The sequence below is a fragment of the Mangrovimicrobium sediminis genome (genome assembly GCF_004745945.1).
Taxonomy (GTDB): Bacteria; Pseudomonadota; Gammaproteobacteria; order Pseudomonadales; family Halieaceae; genus Mangrovimicrobium; species Mangrovimicrobium sediminis.
In genome coordinates, this window is sequence record NZ_SRLE01000002.1 from 249,059 (window position 1) to 267,472 (window position 18,414).

Below are 18,414 nucleotides of genomic sequence, written 5' to 3' on the forward strand. Positions count from 1 at the left end.
CATGCGCAAACTGATACTGAGCTTCGCCGCCATCGCATTGCTGGCAGCGGGATACTACCTCGGCAGCAACCGCCAGGCGGAACCCACCGTCATCCGCGTGCCGGCACAGCCCAAGGCCGAGTTCGCCTCCAGCGGCGGCGCAGAGGTGACTACCGCCACCAGTGCGCCGCTGCGCAGCCTGACCACGCCGACCAGCGGCGAGGTGATCCTGGTACGCGACGGTGAATCCATCCAGGATGCCGTCGCCGCCGCCAGCCCCGGCGCGGTGATCAAGGTCATGCCCGGTACGTACAAGGAAACCGTCTACATCGACAAGGACAACATCACCCTGTCCGGTGTTATCGAGCAGGGCAAATACCCTGTGCTGGAAGGCGAGGGCGTGCGCAACGACGCGATTCTCTACTCCGGCAACGGCACTACTATCGAGAACTTCTACATCACCCACTACAAGGGCAACGGGGTGATGGGCCAGGCCGGCAACAACTTCGTTATCCGCAACAACGTGGTGGTGGATACCGGCGTCTATGGCATCTTCCCGCAGCTGGGCAAGAACGGCATCGTCTCGCACAACATCCTCTCCGGCATCGAGGACGCGGCTATTTACATCGGCATGTCCGACAACGTCGACGTGGTCTTCAACCAGGTGTTCGAGAGCGTTGCCGGCATCGAGATCGAGAACAGCCGCACCGCGCTGGTCGAGGCCAACTACGTCTACAACAACACCGGGGGTATTCTCGCCTTCGTTACCCCGGGCCTGCCGATCAAGACTTGTGGCGACGTGATCATCCGCAACAACTTCGTGATCGACAACAACCACGAGAACTTCGCCATTCCCGGTTCCATCGTCGCCAACATTCCCCCGGGCACCGGCATGCTGATCATGGCCTGTGACGACGTGGTCATCGAGCGCAATATCATCACCGGCAACGACTCGGTCGGTATCATCTTCACCGACTTCTCCCTGGCCACCAATATTCCCAACGACCCGGAGTCCGAGCCCAACCCCAATCGGCCCAAGCTGCTAGACAACATCATGCGCGATAACGGCAACTCGCCGGCCCCTGTGGTGCGCGCATTCCTCGCCGCACAGCTGGAAACCCGCGGCCCGGACATCGTCGACACCGTGGGCATGGACGACGGCTGTATCAACCACCGCGAGCGCTACCGCACCTTCGGTCTCGACAAATACACCGAGTGCGACATCGACACCACCGCCAACGTGCCCAGCTACACGCTCGCCGAACCGGTTCCCCCGCGCGGACTGGAAAATGTGGATATCGGCAAGCTCACCTACTATGGCGTCTGCGCGGGCTGCCACGCCTACGGCACGCGCATGATCGGCCCGCCGACCCAGGTGATCCAGGCGCTGTACATGGACGACCCGGCTGGTATTGCCGCCTACGCCGCCAAGCCGGTGAAGAAGCGCGACGACTACCCGGAGATGCCGCCGCAGGGGCACCTCGATGAAGAGACGTTGCTGGCGGCTGCGGAGTTCTTGCTGAAACTGAAAAACTAGGGTTGGGCTTCCGGGTGTCGGTGTAGTCCGGGCTGTTGCGGATGGCCGTGGTTTAGTGGGATGGGCCAGCTGCCGCGCCGCCAGCGAAGCCAGGGGCTTGTCGGGACCGCCAAGAAGCGCCATCCATGGCAGGCTCGGGCTCGGACATCCCTGTCCTCGCACGCCCCGACAAGCCCCTGGCTCCGCTGGCGTCGCAGTTCCTGCTTATTCCCTGCCTGGTGATTTTTCCGGGCAACTGATCAAGGGGCCGGTTGTCCGCCGGGTCGGGATTCTGTTTCCAACGCCTCGGTGAGCAGTCCAGGCGGCATCAACACCAACTGGCCTCATCTTCAGGATGCGACAGTAACTCCTCGATGTTCGCATGCAGGATGCGATAGCCGACGTTGCCGTAGAGCGTCTGCCGGCCCTCGTTGAGAATCCAGGTTGGGCTGCCGCGCACACCCAGATCCGCAGCGCGCCGTAAATCGCTGCTGTAGGCCGCCAGCGCACTTCCATCGCGCAGGCTGTCGCGCAAGGCCTGCACATCGATACGTGCCTCACCTGCCAGTTCGAGCAGCAGTTCCATGTCGCTGACATCCTGCGCCTCGCAGAAAAACGCGCGGCGAATCACCAGTGCAAGGTTCGCCAGCGCCTGCGCACCCGCGACCAGACCGACGGCGCGCAACAGCAGGTGCGCCTGCGCCGACGAACGCGGTTGCACATCCAGCCAGCAGCGTTCGTGCACTGCACTGGCATCGAAAGGTTCCGCGCAGTGGCGCACGTGTTCGTTGAAGCGCTGGTAGCCGTCATCGGCGCCCCAGCGCTCGGGGATTTTGCGATGTGCGTCGCCGAATACATCGACGAAATGGTGGTTCACCGTGACCCGGCCCTGCCACTGGCGTGCGAGTTCATCGAGTCGCGGTTGTGCGATCCACGCCCATACACACAGTACATCGCTGTAGTAATCGACGATGATTTCCCTGTTCATTTTGTTCTCCATAGGATTGGTCGCATGCTTTTCCTGCGGTATTGTGCTGTTAACTCGTGTGAACCCGTCTGACTCAGGTCAAAATTTAGGCGTTACACCGGGTTGCTTTCGGAATACACTAAATCAGCGGTATCCACTCTAACCATGGAGCGAGTGAGATTATGCTGGATAAAGAGCTAGCCCAGGCCACCAAGCTGGCTGCCGAGGCCAATAAGAAAGTGGAACAGCTTCGCAAGAAGTTGGTAGCGGAGACCGAGAAAGCTCATGCACGCGCAAGGCGTGAACTTGAAACGGCGCGCAAGCGACACAAGGGCGCCAGTGAAAGACTGAAGAAAGCGCGTGCATCCCTGAAGTCCAGGGCGACACCGAAAAACCAGCGCAGGGTAGATGCGCTGGTCAAGCAAGTGCAGGAATTGGCGGAGGCCGTTGCGCAGATTGCAATGGCGGCCTACGAGGCGGCGCAGAAGTATGGTGCTGTCAAAGCGGACCTGGTGATGGTTGAGCGCAAGGCGCAGGCAGCTGACCAGGCCGCTTCCATGGTAGAAAAGGCCATGAAACAGGCCTCGGGTAAAAAAACCAAGCTCAAGAAGGAGACGGCGGTGAAGAAAAAAGTTCCGGCTAAGAAGAAGGTGGCAGCGAAGAAGGCGGCGGTGAAGAAGGCGCCAGCCAAGAAGAAGGTCGCAGCCAAGAAGGCGCCCGCCAAGAAAAAGGCAGCGGTGAAAAAGGCGCCGGCCAAGAAGAAAGCGGCGGTGAAGAAGGCTCCGGCCAAGAAGAAAGCCGCCGCCAAGAAGAAGGCACCGGCCAAGAAAAAAGCCGTAGCCAAAAAGAAGGCGCCGGCCAAGAAAAAGGCGGTAGCCAAGAAGAAGGCGCCAGCCAAGAAAAAGGCCGTAGCCAAGAAGGCGCCCGCCAAGAAAAAGGCGGTCGCGAAAAAAGCCGTAGCCAAGAAAAAGGCGCCGGCCAGGAAAAAGGCGGCGCCTAAAAAAGCCTCTTGAGTGAGGGGCCGCCGCCCCTCGCGGGCGGCGGTCGTCTAATCCGTCGTGCCGATTCCGGCCCGTTCGCGGGCCTCAGCACGTCTCGCCTGCTGTTTTAGCGAAAAGCGGTACGCCAAGTAGTATTTGAAGATGTTGGCGACGTACTGCACTGTCTCCCGCCCGATTTCCTTCGCGGCGACCAGTTCCACGTTATCGAACCACACGTTGGGGTCATAACCGAGTTCCCGCGCCCGTGCGCGCAGGCCCGCGACGCGCGCCGGGCCCGCATTGTAGGCGGCCAGCGCCAGCAGGGTGCCGTTCAGCCGGTCTATGTCCTCGCCGGAGAAATAGCGCCCGCGCAGGAAGGCCACGTACTTGATGCCGGCGTGGATGTTCGGCTCCGCCTCGTGGATGTCGTCGATACCCACGTTTTTATCGCTGGCCGTACTGGGCAGCAGCTGCATGATGCCGACAGCGCCCGCGTGGCTGCGCACCGACTGGTCGAGGCGCGATTCCTGGTAACCCTGGGCCGCTGCCAGCAGGTAGTCGACCTCGTACTGCTCGCCGTATTTTTCGAACAGGTGCTGCAGCTCGATGAAGCGCGCATAGTCCTGCTGGTCCAGGGCGTGCGCGGCGAAGTCAAAGTCGCGGACATAGCGGTTGCGCAGGACGTTGCCGATCAGCGTGCCCTCGCGGTTCTCGCGCAGGAAGTCATTGATCGCGCTCGCCAGTTGCGGGCTGTTCTTGCGCATTGCCCAACCCTGTCGACCGCTTTCGCGCAACACCAGGTCGGGACGCGGTGTCACTTCACTGAACACGTCCTTCCACTGGATCAGCTTGTAGTCGTCCACCACGATCCAGGGCAGCAGGCCTGTATTGACCATCTCGATCAGGTCGTCGTCCTCGAGATACCCGGATACCAGTTCAATCTCCACCGGGTCCAGCCCGCGCTCGGCAAAATCGGCGTTGAGCGCCTCGAGGCTTTCGCGATAGCTGCTTTGCTCGCGCACATAGACGGTCTCGCCCGCGAGGTCGTCGATGGTCTCCAGCGACGGGGCGGCGGGACCGGTGACTAGGATCTCCGCTACCGGTTTGGAGATCGGGATACTGAAGTCGACATCTTCCCTGCGTTCCTCGGTGATGGTCAGTCCGGCGACGACGAGGTCGCCGTAGCCCGCCAGCAGGGCGGGGACCAGCTGGCTGCGCGCCAGCGGCACGACGGCGACGTGAAAGCGCACGGTGCCCAGCTTGTAGCGTTTGTTGAGGTAGGCCTCCAGCCGGGTTGCCATTTCCCGGGTGAGGCCTTTCTCCTCGCCGTTGGACGCCAGGTAGTAGCGCCCCGGCGAGTAGACCGTCAGCAGGCGCAGCACCCGCCGCTCCACCATCTCGTCCAGGTCGCCCGTCCACGGGTCGCGCAGGCCGCGCAGGTCGGCGACGCTCTTCTCCCCGGCGACCGGCGCCAGGCTGGGGTGGTCGGCTACAACCGGCTGTGCATCGCTCGCCCGTGAAGTGCTCGATTGGTTGGCGGGCGGTGCGGTGGTTTCGCGGGCGTCCCCGCAGGCGACGAGTGGGGACAGGACCAGGAGGCTGGCCAGTAGCAGGGCGAAGCGACGGGGAGGCATGGTGTGTCCTTATTCTGTGTTCTGTGTTCTGTGTTCTGTGTTCTGTGTTCTGTGTTCTGTGTTCTCTGGTTGAAGCGGCTCGCGACGGGCCGGCGATTGCCCGGCGACCGCCGCGTACTACATGCGCAGGAGTATTTTGCCAGTGTGTTCGCCGGACTGCATGTGGGCATGGGCCTCGGCCACCGCCTCCAGCGGGAAGACGCGATCGATGAGCGGGCGAATCGCGCCGCTGTCCAGGTGCGGGTAAAGGTGGGTGCGAATCTCGCCCGCCATGACGCGCTTCTGCTCGAAGCTCTGCGCGCGCAGGGTCGAGCCGGTCATGGTCAGGCGCTTGAACAGCAGCGGTGCGAAGTTCACCTCGGCCTTGAAACCGCGGATGAACGAGATGTACACGATGCGCGCCTCGGCCGCTGCCAGGTTGAAGTTCTTCTGGATGAAGTCCCCGCCGACCATATCGAAGATCACCTCGATACGCTCGCGCAGGCCCAGTTCGGTGAGCACCTGCTCGAAGTCCTCGCTGCGGTAGTTGATCGCGCGGGTCGCGCCCAGGGCCTGCAGGGCCGCGCATTTGGCGTCGGTGCCGGCGGTGGTGTAGACCTGCGCGCCGAGCGCGTGTGCGGCCTGGATGGCGATGGTGCCGATGCCGCTGGCACCGCCGTGCACCAGGGCGCGCTCGCCGGCGCGCAGCCCGGCGCGCTGGAACAGGTTGTGCCACACGGTGAACAGCGCTTCGGGCAGGGCCGCAGCGTCCTCCACGGACATACCTCGCGGCACTGGCAGGCACTGGCTGGCGGGCGCCAGTGCGTGGTCGGCGTAGCCGCCACCATGGGTCAGGGCGCACACCGGGTCGCCCGGCGCCCAGTCGCTCACGCCCTCACCAACGGCGCTGACATGCCCGGACACCTCGAGCCCCATGATGGGCGAGGCGTCCTCGGGTGGGGGGTAGCGCCCGGCGCGCTGCAGCAGGTCGCCGCGGTTGATGCCGGCGGCGGTGACCGCGATCAGCAGCTCGCCGGGAGCGGGGCTGGGGATAGCGTCCCGCTCTATGCGCAGGCTCTGGTCTTCGGGGTCGATGGCGACGTGGCGTCGCACACTCACGCCTGGTGCAGCGGTACGCGCCAGCCGTACGGGTCGTCCGCGGTGCCGCTCTGGATGGCGCACAGCTGCTCGCGCAGCCGGGTGGACCAGGGGCCCATCTCGCCGGTGCCGACCCTGACGGTCTCGCCGTTGTAGACCAGTTCGCCCACCGGTGTGAGTACCGCGGCGGTGCCGGTCAGCGCGGCCTCGGCGCGCGGGGCCAGTTCCAGCAGTTCGGCGACGGTGAAATTGCGCTCCACCACGGTGAGGCCGGCGTCGCGGGCCAGGGTGAGGATGCAGTCGCGGGTCACGCCGGGCAGGATCGAGCCGTCCAGCGGCTTGGTCAGCAGGTGGCTGTCCTCGATCACCACGAAGTTCGCCGCGCCGGTCTCCTGCACGTCGCCGCCGGGGGCGAACAGTACCTGGTCGGCGCCCAGTTCCTCTTTGGCGCGCACTACCTCGCGCAGGGCTGCGGCGTAGTTGCCGCCGGTTTTTACCTCGCCGAAGCTCGGCGTGGAGCGCTGGGCCTTGTCGTCCACTTTGACTCGCAGCGGCTTGAGACCACCGGCAAAGTAATCGCCAACCGGTGAGGGCAGCACGTAGAACACGGCGCTGTCCGCGGGACGGGCCGCGGCGCCGATATCAGCGCTGGTGCCGAACAGGGTGGGGCGCAGGTAGAGTGCGCCCGGGTAGGCCGGAATCTCGCCGCTGGCAGCGGCGACCGCCATGTGCAGGGCGCGCAGCAGTTCTTCCTCGCTGGGAATGGGCAGCAGCAGGCGCTCGGCGCTGCGCTGCATGCGCGCCACGTGGCGGTCGGGACGGAACAGGTGAATGTCCCCGGCGGCGGTGCGGTAGGCCTTGAGGCCCTCGAAGCACTCGCTGGCGTAATGCAGCACGTGTGTGGCCGGGTGCAAGGCGAAGGGTTGTACCGGTTCCAGCTTGAGCGAGGACCACTGGCCTGCGCTGTACGAACTGGTGACCATCTGCGAAGTAAAATTGGTGCCGAACGCCGCCATTATTCTGTGACTCGATCTTATGCTGGACTGAAAACAGCCAATAATACCCCGAGATCCCGCCGAAGGGGGGACCGGTCGCACCAGAAATTATGGAATTTTTCACGCCGCCGTCGCCGGCGACGGCTTTCAGTGATGGCTTTCAGTGACGGCTACCGGTGACAGCTTTCAGTGATGACTACCGGTCACAAGAATCAACCGCAACTATTCTGCTTTCACTGCTGGCTATTCGTTTCGCGCGTGGCATGCTGGGGTCAGGGTAACGAGCAGGAGCAAGGGTGGACGTCAGGTTTGGCATGGATATGCGGCTGTGGGGCGACAGCGCGGGAGTGGCCCAGCTCCCGGTACTGGAGACCCTGGCCGGGCTGGGCTACCAGGGCGTGGAGATCCCGGTCGGCGGCCAGGGCGAATCCGCCCTGAAGCTGTTGCGCGTCGCGCTGGACGACCTCGACCTCGCGGTCAATGCCAGTGCCTGCCTGCCGCCGGAGGCCAACCCCATCGCCGCCGATGCCCGCGTCCGCAGGCGCGCACTCGATACCCTCAAGACGCGCCTGGACGAGGCGGCCCTGCTCGGCGCGAAACTGCTGGTCGGCGGCTTCTTCCAGGCCCGTGGCTGCTTTTCCGGCCAACCCGCCACCGACCGCGAATGGGAGTGGAGCCGGCACTGCCTGGGCGCCGCGGCTGACCACGCCGCAAGCCTGGGCATCACCCTCGCGCTGGAGTTCCAGAGCCGCTACGACGCCTACCTGATTAACACCGCCGCGGCCGCCGCGCGCATGTGTCGGGATGTCGGCCGCGACAACCTCGGCGTCACCTACAACACCTTCCACGCGCACCTCGAGGAACTGAACCCGGCCCAGGCCCTGCCCAGCGCCGGCGACCGCCTGCTGCACGTGCGCGTGTCGGAGAGCAACCGCGGCACCCTCGGCCGCGGCCAGGTGCAGTGGCAGGAGACCTTCGCGACGCTGGAGTTTCTCGATTACTCGGGGTGGATCGTGGTGCAGGCGCTGGGCACCGGGCAGGCACCGCCGCACCCGGACAATATCTGGCGCGATGGTTTCGAGAGCCGCGAGGCCCTGTGCGAGGGCGCCATCGTCATGCTGCAGGAACTGGTGCGCCGGCAGCGGCCCTGACGCGGCGCTACTCGCCGCCGGCGAAGAACACGCTGGCACCTTCCTCCGCCTCGCCCACGGCGCGGCGCATGAAACCGAACAGTTCCCGGCCCACGCCCGTCTCGCACTCATCGGAGGCGCGCGGTGCGTGCTCGCGGGCCGCCCAGTCCGCTTCGGGCACCAGGCACTCCAGGACGCCGGCCGCGGCGTCCAGGCGCACGAGGTCGCCGTCGCGCACCCGCGCGATGGCGCCGCCGAGGCTGGCCTCGGGGCTCAGGTGAATAGCCGCGGGCACCTTGCCCGAGGCCCCGGACATGCGTCCGTCGGTGACCAGCGCCACCTTGTAGCCGCGGTCCAGCAACACGCCCAGGTAGGGGGTGAGCTTGTGCAGTTCGGGCATGCCGTTGGAGGCCGGGCCCTGGTAGCGCACCACCGCGACGAAATCCTGTTCCAGCTCGCCGGCCTCGAAGGCCTGCTTGAGCGCGTCCTGGGTTTCGAACACCCGCGCCGGCGCCTCGATCAGCCAGTGTTCCGGCGCCATGGCCGAGGTCTTGATCACGCAGCGGCCGAGGTTGCCGGTGAGCAGGCGCAGGCCGCCCTCGGCGGAGAACGGCTCGGAAGCCGGGCGCAGCACGGCGGTGTCGGCGCTGTGTGCCGGGCCGTCCACGTAGTGCAGTTCGCCGTCCGCCAGGCGCGGCTCCTGGGTGTACAGCGACAGTCCCTTGCCCCAGTTGGTGGTCACGTCCTCGTGCAGCAGGCCGGCGTCCAGCAGGGTGCGGATCACGTAGGCCGAGCCGCCGGCGGCGTGGAAGTGGTTCACGTCGGCGCTGCCGTTGGGGTAGACCCGCGCCACCAGCGGGGTGATCGCCGATAGGTCGTGGTAGTCCTGCCAGTCGATGAGCACGCCCGCGGCGCGGGCGATGGCGATCCAGTGGATGCTGTGGTTGGTTGAACCGCCGGTGGCGAGCAGGCCGACCAGGGCGTTGACGATGCACTTTTCATCCACCACCTCGCACAGCGGCGTGTAGCTGTCGCCCAGTTCGGTGATGCGGCACAGGCGCTGGGCGGCACCGCGGGTCAGGGCTTCGCGCAGCGGGGTGCCGGGGGTTTCGAAGGCGGCGCCGGGAATGTGGATGCCCATCATCTCCATCAGCATCTGGTTGCTGTTGGCGGTGCCGTAGAAGGTGCAGGTGCCGGGGCCGTGGTAGGCGGCGGATTCCGCGGCCAGCAACTCTTCGCGGCCCACCTTGCCCTCGGCGTACTGCTGGCGCACCGCGGCCTTTTCCTTGTTCGACAGCCCCGAGGTCATCGGGCCCGCCGGGGCAAAGATTACCGGCAGGTGGCCGAAGGACAGCGCGCCGATCAGCAGGCCGGGGACGATCTTGTCGCACACGCCCAGGCACAGCGCGCCGTCGAACATGTTGTGGGACAGCGCCACGGCGGTTGAGGCGGCGATCACGTCGCGGCTGAACAGGGACAGCTCCATGCCCTCGGCGCCCTGGGTCACGCCGTCGCACATGGCCGGCACTCCGCCGGCCACCTGCGCGGTGCAGCCCATGGCGTGCACCGCGGTGCGGATGATGTCCGGGTAGGTCTCCAGCGGCTGGTGCGCGGAGAGCATGTCGTTGTAGGCGTTGACCACGGCGATGTTGGCGGCCTCGGTGAGGCGCAGGGTCTGCTTGTCGCCCTCGCCGCAGGCGGCAAAGCCGTGGGCCAGGTTGGAGCAGGACAGCCGGTTGCGCTTGGGTCCGCGGTCGCGCATGGCGGCCATACGTGCCAGGTAATCGCCGCGGCTGGCGCGGCTGCGCTCGATGATACGTTCGGTGATGGCTAGCAGTCGGTCGTCGGTCATCAGGGGGCCCACCAGATGGTTGCAGGGTTGGCGGTCTGCGCGGTCACGGCGGCGATCGGGTAGCGCTTGTCCACCGCCTCGTCGAGCACCGCGCGTTTGTCCGCGCCGGTGATGTGCACGATGATTTCGCGGCTTTGCAGCACCACCGGCAGGGTCAGCGTGATGCGCTCGTGAGGTGCGGTGACCGGATCACAGCGCCCCAGCACGTCCTTGCCGGCGGGGTCGAGCAGCTGCGCGAGATTGCCCGCCTGCGGGAACCAGGACGCGGTGTGTCCGTCGCCGCCCATGCCCAGCACTACGCAGGTGATCGGTCGCGGCAGCGGGGCGAGTCGCGCGGTGGCCTCGGCCAGGCCGTCGCTCACTTGTGCGTGCGTCGTCTTCAGGCCGACGAAGCGGGCGCGCGCCGCGTGTGCGACCAGCAGGTTCTCGCGTACCAGTCGCTCGTTGGAATCGGCGTCGTCCGGCGCCACCCAGCGCTCGTCGACCAGGGTGACCCACACCTGTTCCCAGGGGATGTCCTGCGCCGCCAACTGGGCGAACATGCCTTTGGGTGTACTGCCGCCGGACACCGCCAGGCTCGCCGCGCCCTGGGCGCGGATCTCCTGGGCCAGGCGCTGCGCCAGGTGTTCAGCCAGGGCTTTGTCCAGGGCCTCGCGGCTGTCGAACTCGCACCACCTACTCATCGAAGCTGCTCATAACGCTGCCCTTACCGCCACCCATGCCACTCGTTGCACTGCTCACCACACGCTGCCGTCATTCGTGCCACTGGCGCCCGTCCACTGCCACCAGGGCGGTGGCCGCGTTCGGTCCCATGGTGCCGGCGTTGTAGTTCTTGACCGGCGTGCCGGCCTCTTCCCAGGCGGCGATGATGGTGTCGATCCAGCGCCAGGCGGTCTCCACCTCGTCGCGGCGCATGAACAGGGTCTGGTCGCCGTGCAGGGCGTCCAGCAGCAGGCGCTCGTAGGCGTCGTAGCTGTCCTCGTCGCGCTCGTCGTCATCGGTCAGGTGCAGTTCCACCGGCTTGAGCTTGAGTTTGCTGCGCAGCCCGGGCTTCTTGTTCAGGGTGTGCAGGGTGATGCTCTCCTCCGGCTGCAGGTGGATGACCAGCTTGTTGGTCAGCTCCTGCGGGTCGTTGGCGAACAGCGAGAAGGGCTGGCGGCGGTACTCGATTACGATCTCCGAGTAGCGCCGGGTCAGGCGTTTGCCGGTGCGCAGGTAGAAGGGCACGCCGGCCCAGCGCCAGTTGTTGATGTTCACCTTGAGGGCGACGAAGGTCTCGGTGGTGTCGGCGTCGTGGAAGGCGTCCTCCTCGAGGAAGCCGCGCACCGCCTCGCCGGCCACCGCGCCGGCGGCGTAGCGCCCGCGCACTGTGCACTCGGCGACGTTGTCGGCGCTGATCGGCTCCAGGCAGCGCAGCACCTTCATCTTTTCATCGCGGATATCGCCGGGCTGCAGGGTGGCCGGCGGTTCCATGGCGACGATGGACAGCACCTGCAGCAGGTGGTTCTGCACCATGTCGCGCAGCGCGCCGGTGTCGGCGTAGTAGCTGCCGCGGCCGGCCACACCGATCTCCTCGGCCACCGTGATCTGTACGCTCTCGATATAGGTGTTGTTCCACATCGGGTGGAACAGCTGGTTGCCGAAGCGCAGGGCGAGCAGGTTCTGCACCGTCTCCTTACCCAGGTAGTGGTCGATACGGAAGGTGGCCTCCTCGTCGAACACCTGCGCCACCTGCGCGTTGATCGCGTGGCAGGAGGCAAGGTCGTGGCCCAGGGGTTTTTCCAGCACCACGCGGCTGTACTCGTCGACCACGCCGGCGCCCTGCAATTGCCGGCAGATCTCGCCGTAGAGCGCGGGCAGGGTGGCCAGGTAGTACAGGCGCCCCGGCGCCTCGCCGGTGTCGAGCAGGCCGGCGAGGTCGCTGTAGTGCTGCGGGTGGTCGGCTTCCACGCGCACGTAATACAGGCGCTCGCGGAAGGCGTCCCAGATACCGTCGTCCCACCTGCCCTCGGGTAGGAAACGCTGCAGGTTGCCGCGCGCTTCCTCGCGGAAGCTGTCGGTGTCGGTCTCGGCGCGCCCGGTGGCGATAATGCGGTGCAGGCGCTCGGCGAGCCCGTGGCGGTGCAACTGGAACAGGGCGGGCAGGAGCTTGCGCGTGGAGAGGTCTCCCGTGCCGCCAAATATCACCAGATCGACCATGTCACTCATAGCTGTCAGGCCTCGGACAAACGCAGGCCGGGGAGGTGGTCTCACCGGCGTGCTGGGTACTCAGGTTCGGTCGCGATTGCGGGCGCGGGTGTAGAGAAGGGCTGTCGGACGCAGCCCGGGCGGCATTCTGGGCGCCGCTCGATGCCATTCATGGTAGCAGGAATGCCGCGGCCTTGTCTGCGCCGGCGCGTGTTTGCGCTCAGCGATCCGCGTCCGCGGTGGCCGCGATCTGCCGGTACCAGTGCACGCCGTGGTCGTCGCGCCGGCGGGTGATGCGCCGGCGCCGCAGCAGGCAGTTGAGGTGGGCGAGCATCTCGCCGGTGGCCGCGCCGAGCACGCTGTCGTCGATCTCGCGCTTGAACAGGGCGGGGAAGCAGTCGACCACGCGCTTGGGTTCATCGAGGTAGGCGAACAGGTTGCGCAGGTCGCGGTTGTGCGACTCGATCACCTGGCCGAGGCGGTGGTGCAGGCCGTAGAACGGGCTCTCGTGGGCGGGCAGTACCAGCAGGTCGTCCGGCAGGCTGTCGCGGAAGTCGGCGTTGGCGACAAGCCACTCGCGCAGCGGGTCGCCCTCGGGTTCGGTGGGGAACACGCTGACATTGGGGGTGATGCGCGGCAGCACCTGGTCGCCGGAGATCAGCAGTTTGAGCGCCGGGCAGTACAGGGACACGTGCTCCGGCGAGTGGCCGCGGCCGACCAGCGGCTGCCAGTAGCGGCCGCCGATGGTGATGGTCTCGCGGTCCACCAGGCGGCGGAAGCTGTCCGGCAGCGGGGAGACGTACTGGCCGAACTGGCCGAAGCGCTGCTTGTACAGGTCCAACTGGTGTTCGTTCCAGCCGGCGCGGCGGTAGAAGCGCAGTGCGACTTCCGGCGCCGGGCGGCCGGTGTCCGCGGTCAGCGCCTTGCACATGAGGAACTCCTCCCGCGACATCCACAGCTCGCAGTCGAAGCGCGTGGTGAGCCAGCCGGCGGCGCCGACGTGATCCGGGTGCAGGTGGGTGCACAGCACCCGGGTGACCGGGCGGCCGCCCATGAAGTCGGCGAACAGGTGTTCCCAGGTCTCGCGGGTGGAGGGAATGTCGAGGCAGGTGTCGACTACGGTCCAGCCCTCGCCGTCCTCGAGCAGCCACAGGTTGATGTGGTCAAGCGCCATGGGCATGGCGAAGCGTGCCCAGTAGACCCCCGGTGCGATCTCCACCGGTTCGCCGGGACGGATGTCGGGCTTGCGGCCGAAGGGATACTTCAGCCCGCGGTAGATCTCGTCAACTTGTTCCGGCATGCACTGTCCCCGATTGCGTCGAGGCACTATGGTCGCGATTGCCCGTCGGGCTGTCCATACCCCTGTGTGCGCGGTAGTTGCGGTATGCTGTAGCCAAGATTCCCCGAGCCGTGGAATGCCGATGAGACGTCTATGCCGTTGTTTGCCCCTCCTCTATTTGCCTGTTCTCGCCCTGGTCAGTGCCTGCAGCAGCAACCCGTCCGCGCCGGATGCGAGCACCGCGGGCGCAGCCACCGCGCCACTCGCGGATGCCGCGGAGACTGTCGCGGTGCCTGAGCTTGGTCCCGGCGGCCGGCCGGTGGGCGCGGCCTGGTCGCGCAGCCCGGTGTACGCTGCCAACGGCATGGCCGCCACCGCGCAGCCGCTGGCCTCGCAGGTCGCACTGCAGGTGTTGCGCGACGGCGGCTCGGCGGTGGATGCGGCGATCGCCGCCAACGCCGCGCTGGGGCTGATGGAACCGACCGGTTGCGGCATCGGCGGCGACCTGTTCGCCATCGTCTGGGACCCGGCCAGCAGGCAGCTGTATGGCTACAACGGTTCCGGCCGCTCGCCCCAGGGCCAGAGCCTTGCCCAGTTGCGCGAGCGCATCGAACGCGGCAAGGCCAGCGGCGCGCTGCCGGCGGACCTGGCTGGCATCCCCGCCTACGGCCCGCTGCCGGTCACCGTGCCCGGCACCGTGGATGCCTGGTTCGCCCTGCACCAGCGTTTCGGCCGCGTGCCCATGAGCCAGGTCCTGGCGCCGAGCATCGACTACGCCCGCCGCGGTTTCCCGGTCTCGCCGGTGGTGGCCTTCTACCTGGAGCGCGGCTGGAAGGTCTTCAACCGCGAGTTCGCCGGCCAGCCGGCGCTGGACAATATCCGCGACACCTGGTTCCGCGGCGACCGAGCGCCGGCGGCGGGGGAACTGTTCACCAACCCGGACCTGGCGCGCACCTACGAGGCCATCGCCCTGGAGGGCCGCGACGTGTTCTACCGCGGCCGGCTGGCGCAGGCGATGGCGGACTACTTCGCCGGCATGGACGGCGGACCCGAGTACGCGGACTTCGCCGCCCACAGCGGCGAGTGGGTGACACCGGCCGCGGTCGACTACCGCGGCTACCAGCTCTACGAACTGCCGCCCAACGGCCAGGGTTTCGCGGCCCTGCAGATGCTGTCGATCCTCAAGAACGTGGACCTCGCGCAGTGGCCGCGCGGCTCGGCGCAGGTGTTCCACTACCTGGTGGAAGCCAAGCGCCTGGCCTTCGAGGACGTGGCGCGCTACTACGCGGACCCGGCGTTCGCCGCGACGCCCGCCGAGGAACTGCTCTCCGACGCCTACGGCCGCGAACGCTTCGCCCTGATCGACCCGCAGCGCGCCAACCCCGGTTTCGTGCCCGGCGATGTGCGCGTCGAGGGGGAGGGCGACACCACCTACCTGACGGTGGCGGACGCCAGCGGCATGATGGTCTCGCTGATCCAGTCCAACTACCGCGGCATGGGTTCGGGCATGGTCGCCGATGGCATGGGTTTTATGTTCCAGGACCGCGGCGAGCTGTTCGACCTCAATCCCGGCCACGCCAACAGCTACGCGCCGGGCAAACGTCCCTTCCACACTATCATCCCCGCATTCGTGATGAAGGACGGCGAGCCGCTGATGAGTTTCGGCCTGATGGGCGGCGCCATGCAGCCACAGGGCCATGTGCAGATGCTGGTCAATCTGGTGGACTACGGCATGAACCTGCAGGAGGCGGGCGACGCCGCGCGCTTCATGCACCAGGGCGGGCGCCAGCCCACCGGCCTCGACGAGGATACCCTGGGCACCCTGTACCTGGAGCCGGGCGTGCCTGCGGCCACCGTCGAAGGCCTGCGCGCCATGGGCCACCGGGTGGAGATCAACAGCAGCGGCGTGCCCTTCGGCGGCTACCAGGCGATCTGGCGCGACCCGGAAAGCGGCGTCTACACCGGTGCCACCGAGATGCGCAAGGACGGTACCGTCGCCGCCTGGTAACCGATTCTTGCGCGCGCTTACTTCTTTGCTGCTGAGTCTGTCCCTGCTCGCCGCGCGCGCCGGGGCGGCGAGCTTTCCCCTGCCGGAACCCGAGGACGACCTGGTCGGTGCGGTGGCGGTGATCCCGGCGCGGCCGCAGGACACGCTGGTCGATATCGCCCGCCACAACGACGTCGGCCAGGACGCCATCGTGCTCGCCAACCCCACGGTCGATCGCTGGCTGCCCGGCGCGGGCACGCCGGTGGTGCTGCCGCTGCAGTTCATCCTGCCCGCCACGCCCTATCGCGGTGTAGTGCTGAACCTGCCGGAGATGCGTCTGTATTTCTACCCGGAACCCGCGGCGGAGCAGCGCGCCGAGGTGATCACCTACCCGGTGAGTATCGGCCGCATGGACTGGGCCACGCCGCTGGGCGAGACCCGCATCAACACCCGCGACCGCGACCCCAGCTGGCGGCCACCGGCCAGCATCCGCGCCGAGCACGCGGCGCAGGGCGACCCGCTGCCGGCGGTGGTGCCGCCCGGACCGGACAACCCGTTGGGGCGCTACGCCCTGCGCCTGGCCATGCCCGGCTACCTGCTGCACGGCACCAACAAGCCGTTTGGCGTGGGTATGCGCGTGTCCCACGGCTGCATCCGCCTGCTGCCGGAGGATATCGAGGATTTGTTTGAACGGGTCGCGGTGGGTACGCCGGTGCGTATCGTCAACCAGCCGGTCAAGGCGGGGTGGCTGGACGGGGTGCTCTACCTGGAGGTGCACCCGCCGCTGGAGGAGGAGAGCTGGCAGCCGCAGACCCTGCGCGAGCAGGCGCTGGCGGCTATCGCAGTGGCGCAGCTGGGGCGCCCGGCGCGGCTGGACCAGACCGCCCTGGACCGCGCACTGGCCGCACCCAGCGGCATGCCGGTCGCCATCTCCCGCTGACTGTCTCCTGCGGTCGGGGCGACCGGCGCCGGACTTACTTGTACATCGACTTCTTGAACATGCGGTCGAGTTTCTCGTCGGTTGCCTGCGCGCTTTGCAGCGCCTGGTCGGCGGTCGCCTTCGCCGAGGCGGCGTCCTGTTTGGCGCTGGCGGCGTCCGCGGCGGCCTTGTCCGCGGTGGCGTTGGCGCGGTTGATCTCCGCCATCATCTCGGCACGCAGCGCGTCGATGTCGGAACTGGTGGCGCAGCCGGTGGTCGCCGCCAGGGCGGCCAGCAGTGCGGTGGAGGTGGTGATTCTGGCGAGTGTCTTCATGGGTTGCTCCTCGGGTGAGTGACGGGCCGTGGAACTTGGCCCGCGGTATGGGCTAGCGAATCGAGACCCTGGTTCCGACGGTGACGAGACCGGCGAGTTCCGTCACCTGCGCGTTGGTCAGGGCAATACAGCCGTTGGTCCAGTTAATAGTAGCCTGTATTTCGGGGTCGCCGGCGCCGATACCGTGAATGCCCAGGTGTCCGCCCAGGGCGGTGTCCTGGGGCGGCGGGCCGCCGTTGGTCCAGGCCAGGCGGATGCGCTGCCAGGTGCGCTCGTCGATGCGGCCGTCGCCCCAGGCGCGCTCGGCGTGCTTGAGCGTGGGATAGTCGAGTGCCAGGAACAGGAGGAAGCGATCGCTGGGGCGGATTTCGCTGATGTGGAACTCGCCCAGCGGAGTGCGCTCGTCGCCCAGGCGCTTGTCCGCCGCGGCGCCGCCGCTGCCGATGGCGATGTTGTCGTAGCGGGCGACCTCGGCATCGCCGCGCATCACTGCCAGGGTCAGCGCGCTGGTGTCGATCAGCAGCCACAGCGGGTCAGTGTGCGCTGCGCTCTCCTCGCCGCCGAGCGCCAGAGGGGGCAGCAGTGCGGCAGTGGTGAGCAATGCGAGCAGCAGGCACGCCCGGCGCAGCCCGGCGGCCCATCGCCGCGGCAGCGCTGTCGCAGCTACGGCTGCCCCCCGCCGGTGTGCGGCTGGTCCGGGAGCAGGGTGTCGCGCACGGTATTCCAGGTGGCCTGGTCGCAGGCGCAGAGCAGGCCGGTCGCCTCGCTGGCGGGGCGGTAGGGGCTGCCGTCGTAACGGCCGGTGACGGCGCCGGCCTCGTTGGCGATCAGTACGCCCGGGGCGTGGTCCCAGGCCAGGGTGCGGTAGTAGAACAGGAACTGGCAGCCGCCGGTGACCAGGGTCAGGTAGTCGAAGGCGGCGCAACCGCTGGCCCAGGTCCGGCCCAGGCGCGCCGCACCCGCGCGCGCGGCGGGGCGCATGGCCTCGGGCAGGTACTTGCCGGACAGCGCGCCCTCGATGCTGTCGAGCGGTCCCGCGTGGGCGGACAGGGTCAGTCGCGTGTCGTCGAGGTAGGCGCCGGCGCCGCGCTCAGCGCGCAGCATGCTCTCGCGCACCGGGTCGTGAATCCACGCACCGAGTGTTTCGCCGCGCAGCACCAGTGCGGCCATCACCGCGAATGGACCCTCGCCGGCGGCGAAATTGTTGGTGCCGTCCACCGGGTCCAGGATCCACACCGGCGCGTCGCCTTGCAGGGCCTGCAGTAGCGACGGGTCCGCGTGTACCGCCTCTTCCCCGACCACCCGCGAGCCCGGCAGCAGGGCGGCGAGGCGCGCCCCGAGCACGCGCTCGCAGTTGCGGTCGGCGTCGGTGACCGCGTCGTCGGCGCGCTTGAGTTCCACCTGGTGGGCCTCGAGGTTGCGCCACAGGGGGAGGATCTCCTCGCAGGCGGTCTGCCGCAGTGCGGCGCAGATACTGTCGTGGTCGATATTCACGGGCTCCAGTTTAGCACCGGCGGACGCGCGAATGAGGAAATCCCCCTATGGGCGCCCCCCGGGCTCCCCGCCATACTGGGCCGA

At 67.4% G+C, this 18,414-nt stretch carries 16 protein-coding genes; 5 read left to right on the forward strand and 11 right to left on the reverse strand.

Translation table 11 applies throughout. The annotated features are described in order from the left end of the window. Window position 1 precedes the first annotated feature (1 nt). Window positions 2–1,516, forward strand: a complete 1,515-nt coding sequence (locus tag E4634_RS02735; protein ID WP_135441054.1) for a parallel beta-helix domain-containing protein — start codon at window positions 2–4, stop codon at window positions 1,514–1,516. 307 nt (window positions 1,517–1,823) lie between these two features. On the opposite strand, the gene E4634_RS02740 is transcribed toward E4634_RS02735, so the two are convergent. Next, window positions 1,824–2,483, reverse strand: a complete 660-nt coding sequence (locus E4634_RS02740; RefSeq protein WP_167854739.1) for a DsbA family oxidoreductase — start codon at window positions 2,481–2,483, stop codon at window positions 1,824–1,826. Window positions 2,484–2,644: 161 nt separating this feature from the next. On the opposite strand from E4634_RS02740, the gene E4634_RS21420 reads away from it, so the two are divergent. Further along, window positions 2,645–3,475, forward strand: coding sequence for a hypothetical protein (locus tag E4634_RS21420; protein ID WP_167854740.1), 831 nt, complete (start codon window positions 2,645–2,647; stop codon window positions 3,473–3,475). Between the two features lie 35 nt (window positions 3,476–3,510). Here E4634_RS21420 and E4634_RS02750 read toward each other — a convergent pair whose 3' ends face one another. From E4634_RS02750 to E4634_RS02760, 3 genes are all read right to left on the reverse strand, one after another. Continuing rightward, window positions 3,511–5,076, reverse strand: a complete 1,566-nt coding sequence (locus E4634_RS02750; protein ID WP_135441056.1) for an MltF family protein — start codon at window positions 5,074–5,076, stop codon at window positions 3,511–3,513. Between the two features lie 117 nt (window positions 5,077–5,193). Next, a complete protein-coding gene (locus E4634_RS02755) occupies window positions 5,194–6,168 on the reverse strand; it encodes an NAD(P)H-quinone oxidoreductase (protein ID WP_206046774.1) in 975 nt (324 codons plus the stop codon). 2 nt (window positions 6,169–6,170) lie between these two features. Beyond that, a complete protein-coding gene (locus E4634_RS02760; RefSeq protein ID WP_135441058.1) occupies window positions 6,171–7,169 on the reverse strand; it encodes a branched-chain amino acid aminotransferase in 999 nt (332 codons plus the stop codon). Between the two features lie 275 nt (window positions 7,170–7,444). Between E4634_RS02760 and E4634_RS02765 the strand changes: the two genes are divergently transcribed. Further along, window positions 7,445–8,299: a sugar phosphate isomerase/epimerase family protein gene (locus E4634_RS02765; protein ID WP_135441059.1), complete on the forward strand. Its 855-nt coding sequence runs from the start codon at window positions 7,445–7,447 to the stop codon at window positions 8,297–8,299. Window positions 8,300–8,306: 7 nt separating this feature from the next. On the opposite strand, the gene edd is transcribed toward E4634_RS02765, so the two are convergent. The 4 genes from edd to E4634_RS02785 form a co-directional block, all read right to left on the reverse strand. Then, window positions 8,307–10,130: a phosphogluconate dehydratase gene (gene edd / locus E4634_RS02770; RefSeq protein WP_135441060.1), complete on the reverse strand. Its 1,824-nt coding sequence runs from the start codon at window positions 10,128–10,130 to the stop codon at window positions 8,307–8,309. Then, the gene (gene pgl, locus E4634_RS02775; RefSeq protein ID WP_135441061.1) at window positions 10,130–10,813 is read right to left on the reverse strand and encodes a 6-phosphogluconolactonase; all 684 of its coding nucleotides are present in this window, start codon (window positions 10,811–10,813) and stop codon (window positions 10,130–10,132) included. The genes edd and pgl overlap by 1 nt, the downstream gene beginning before the upstream one ends. Window positions 10,814–10,883: 70 nt before the next feature. Beyond that, window positions 10,884–12,338: a glucose-6-phosphate dehydrogenase gene (gene zwf / locus E4634_RS02780; RefSeq protein WP_135441062.1), complete on the reverse strand. Its 1,455-nt coding sequence runs from the start codon at window positions 12,336–12,338 to the stop codon at window positions 10,884–10,886. Between the two features lie 199 nt (window positions 12,339–12,537). After that, window positions 12,538–13,617, reverse strand: a complete 1,080-nt coding sequence (locus tag E4634_RS02785) for an MBL fold metallo-hydrolase (protein WP_135441063.1) — start codon at window positions 13,615–13,617, stop codon at window positions 12,538–12,540. A 268-nt stretch (window positions 13,618–13,885) separates the two neighbouring features. Here E4634_RS02785 and ggt point away from each other — a divergent pair, with 268 nt between their 5' ends. Both ggt and E4634_RS02795 read left to right on the forward strand, forming a co-directional pair. After that, window positions 13,886–15,604, forward strand: coding sequence for a gamma-glutamyltransferase (ggt, locus tag E4634_RS02790; RefSeq protein WP_240725059.1), 1,719 nt, complete (start codon window positions 13,886–13,888; stop codon window positions 15,602–15,604). A 25-nt stretch (window positions 15,605–15,629) separates the two neighbouring features. Then, complete coding sequence (locus tag E4634_RS02795) at window positions 15,630–16,523, forward strand: L,D-transpeptidase family protein (protein ID WP_206046776.1); 894 nt, start codon at window positions 15,630–15,632, stop codon at window positions 16,521–16,523. A 34-nt stretch (window positions 16,524–16,557) separates the two neighbouring features. Here E4634_RS02795 and E4634_RS02800 read toward each other — a convergent pair whose 3' ends face one another. The 3 genes from E4634_RS02800 to E4634_RS02810 all read right to left on the reverse strand — a co-directional run bounded on the left by E4634_RS02800 (window position 16,558) and on the right by E4634_RS02810 (window position 18,330). Beyond that, window positions 16,558–16,836, reverse strand: coding sequence for an Lpp/OprI family alanine-zipper lipoprotein (locus E4634_RS02800; protein WP_135441065.1), 279 nt, complete (start codon window positions 16,834–16,836; stop codon window positions 16,558–16,560). Window positions 16,837–16,888: 52 nt separating this feature from the next. Continuing rightward, window positions 16,889–17,437, reverse strand: coding sequence for a L,D-transpeptidase (locus tag E4634_RS02805; RefSeq protein ID WP_135441066.1), 549 nt, complete (start codon window positions 17,435–17,437; stop codon window positions 16,889–16,891). A 62-nt stretch (window positions 17,438–17,499) separates the two neighbouring features. After that, window positions 17,500–18,330, reverse strand: coding sequence for an inositol monophosphatase family protein (locus E4634_RS02810; RefSeq protein ID WP_167854742.1), 831 nt, complete (start codon window positions 18,328–18,330; stop codon window positions 17,500–17,502). Window positions 18,331–18,414: the final 84 nt, after the last annotated feature.

Bases quoted from the DNA above. Each gene is read 5' to 3' on its own strand.
- edd (WP_135441060.1), bottom strand. From the start codon at position 10,130: ATGACCGACGACCGACTGCTAGCCATCACCGAACGTATCATCGAGCGC.
- zwf (WP_135441062.1), bottom strand. From the start codon at position 12,338: ATGAGTGACATGGTCGATCTGGTGATATTTGGCGGCACGGGAGACCTC.
- E4634_RS21420 (WP_167854740.1), top strand. From the start codon at position 2,645: ATGCTGGATAAAGAGCTAGCCCAGGCCACCAAGCTGGCTGCCGAGGCC.
- pgl (WP_135441061.1), bottom strand. From the start codon at position 10,813: ATGAGTAGGTGGTGCGAGTTCGACAGCCGCGAGGCCCTGGACAAAGCC.
- E4634_RS02785 (WP_135441063.1), bottom strand. From the start codon at position 13,617: ATGCCGGAACAAGTTGACGAGATCTACCGCGGGCTGAAGTATCCCTTC.
- E4634_RS02800 (WP_135441065.1), bottom strand. From the start codon at position 16,836: ATGAAGACACTCGCCAGAATCACCACCTCCACCGCACTGCTGGCCGCC.
- E4634_RS02735 (WP_135441054.1), top strand. From the start codon at position 2: ATGCGCAAACTGATACTGAGCTTCGCCGCCATCGCATTGCTGGCAGCG.
- E4634_RS02740 (WP_167854739.1), bottom strand. From the start codon at position 2,483: ATGAACAGGGAAATCATCGTCGATTACTACAGCGATGTACTGTGTGTA.
- E4634_RS02750 (WP_135441056.1), bottom strand. From the start codon at position 5,076: ATGCCTCCCCGTCGCTTCGCCCTGCTACTGGCCAGCCTCCTGGTCCTG.
- E4634_RS02760 (WP_135441058.1), bottom strand. From the start codon at position 7,169: ATGGCGGCGTTCGGCACCAATTTTACTTCGCAGATGGTCACCAGTTCG.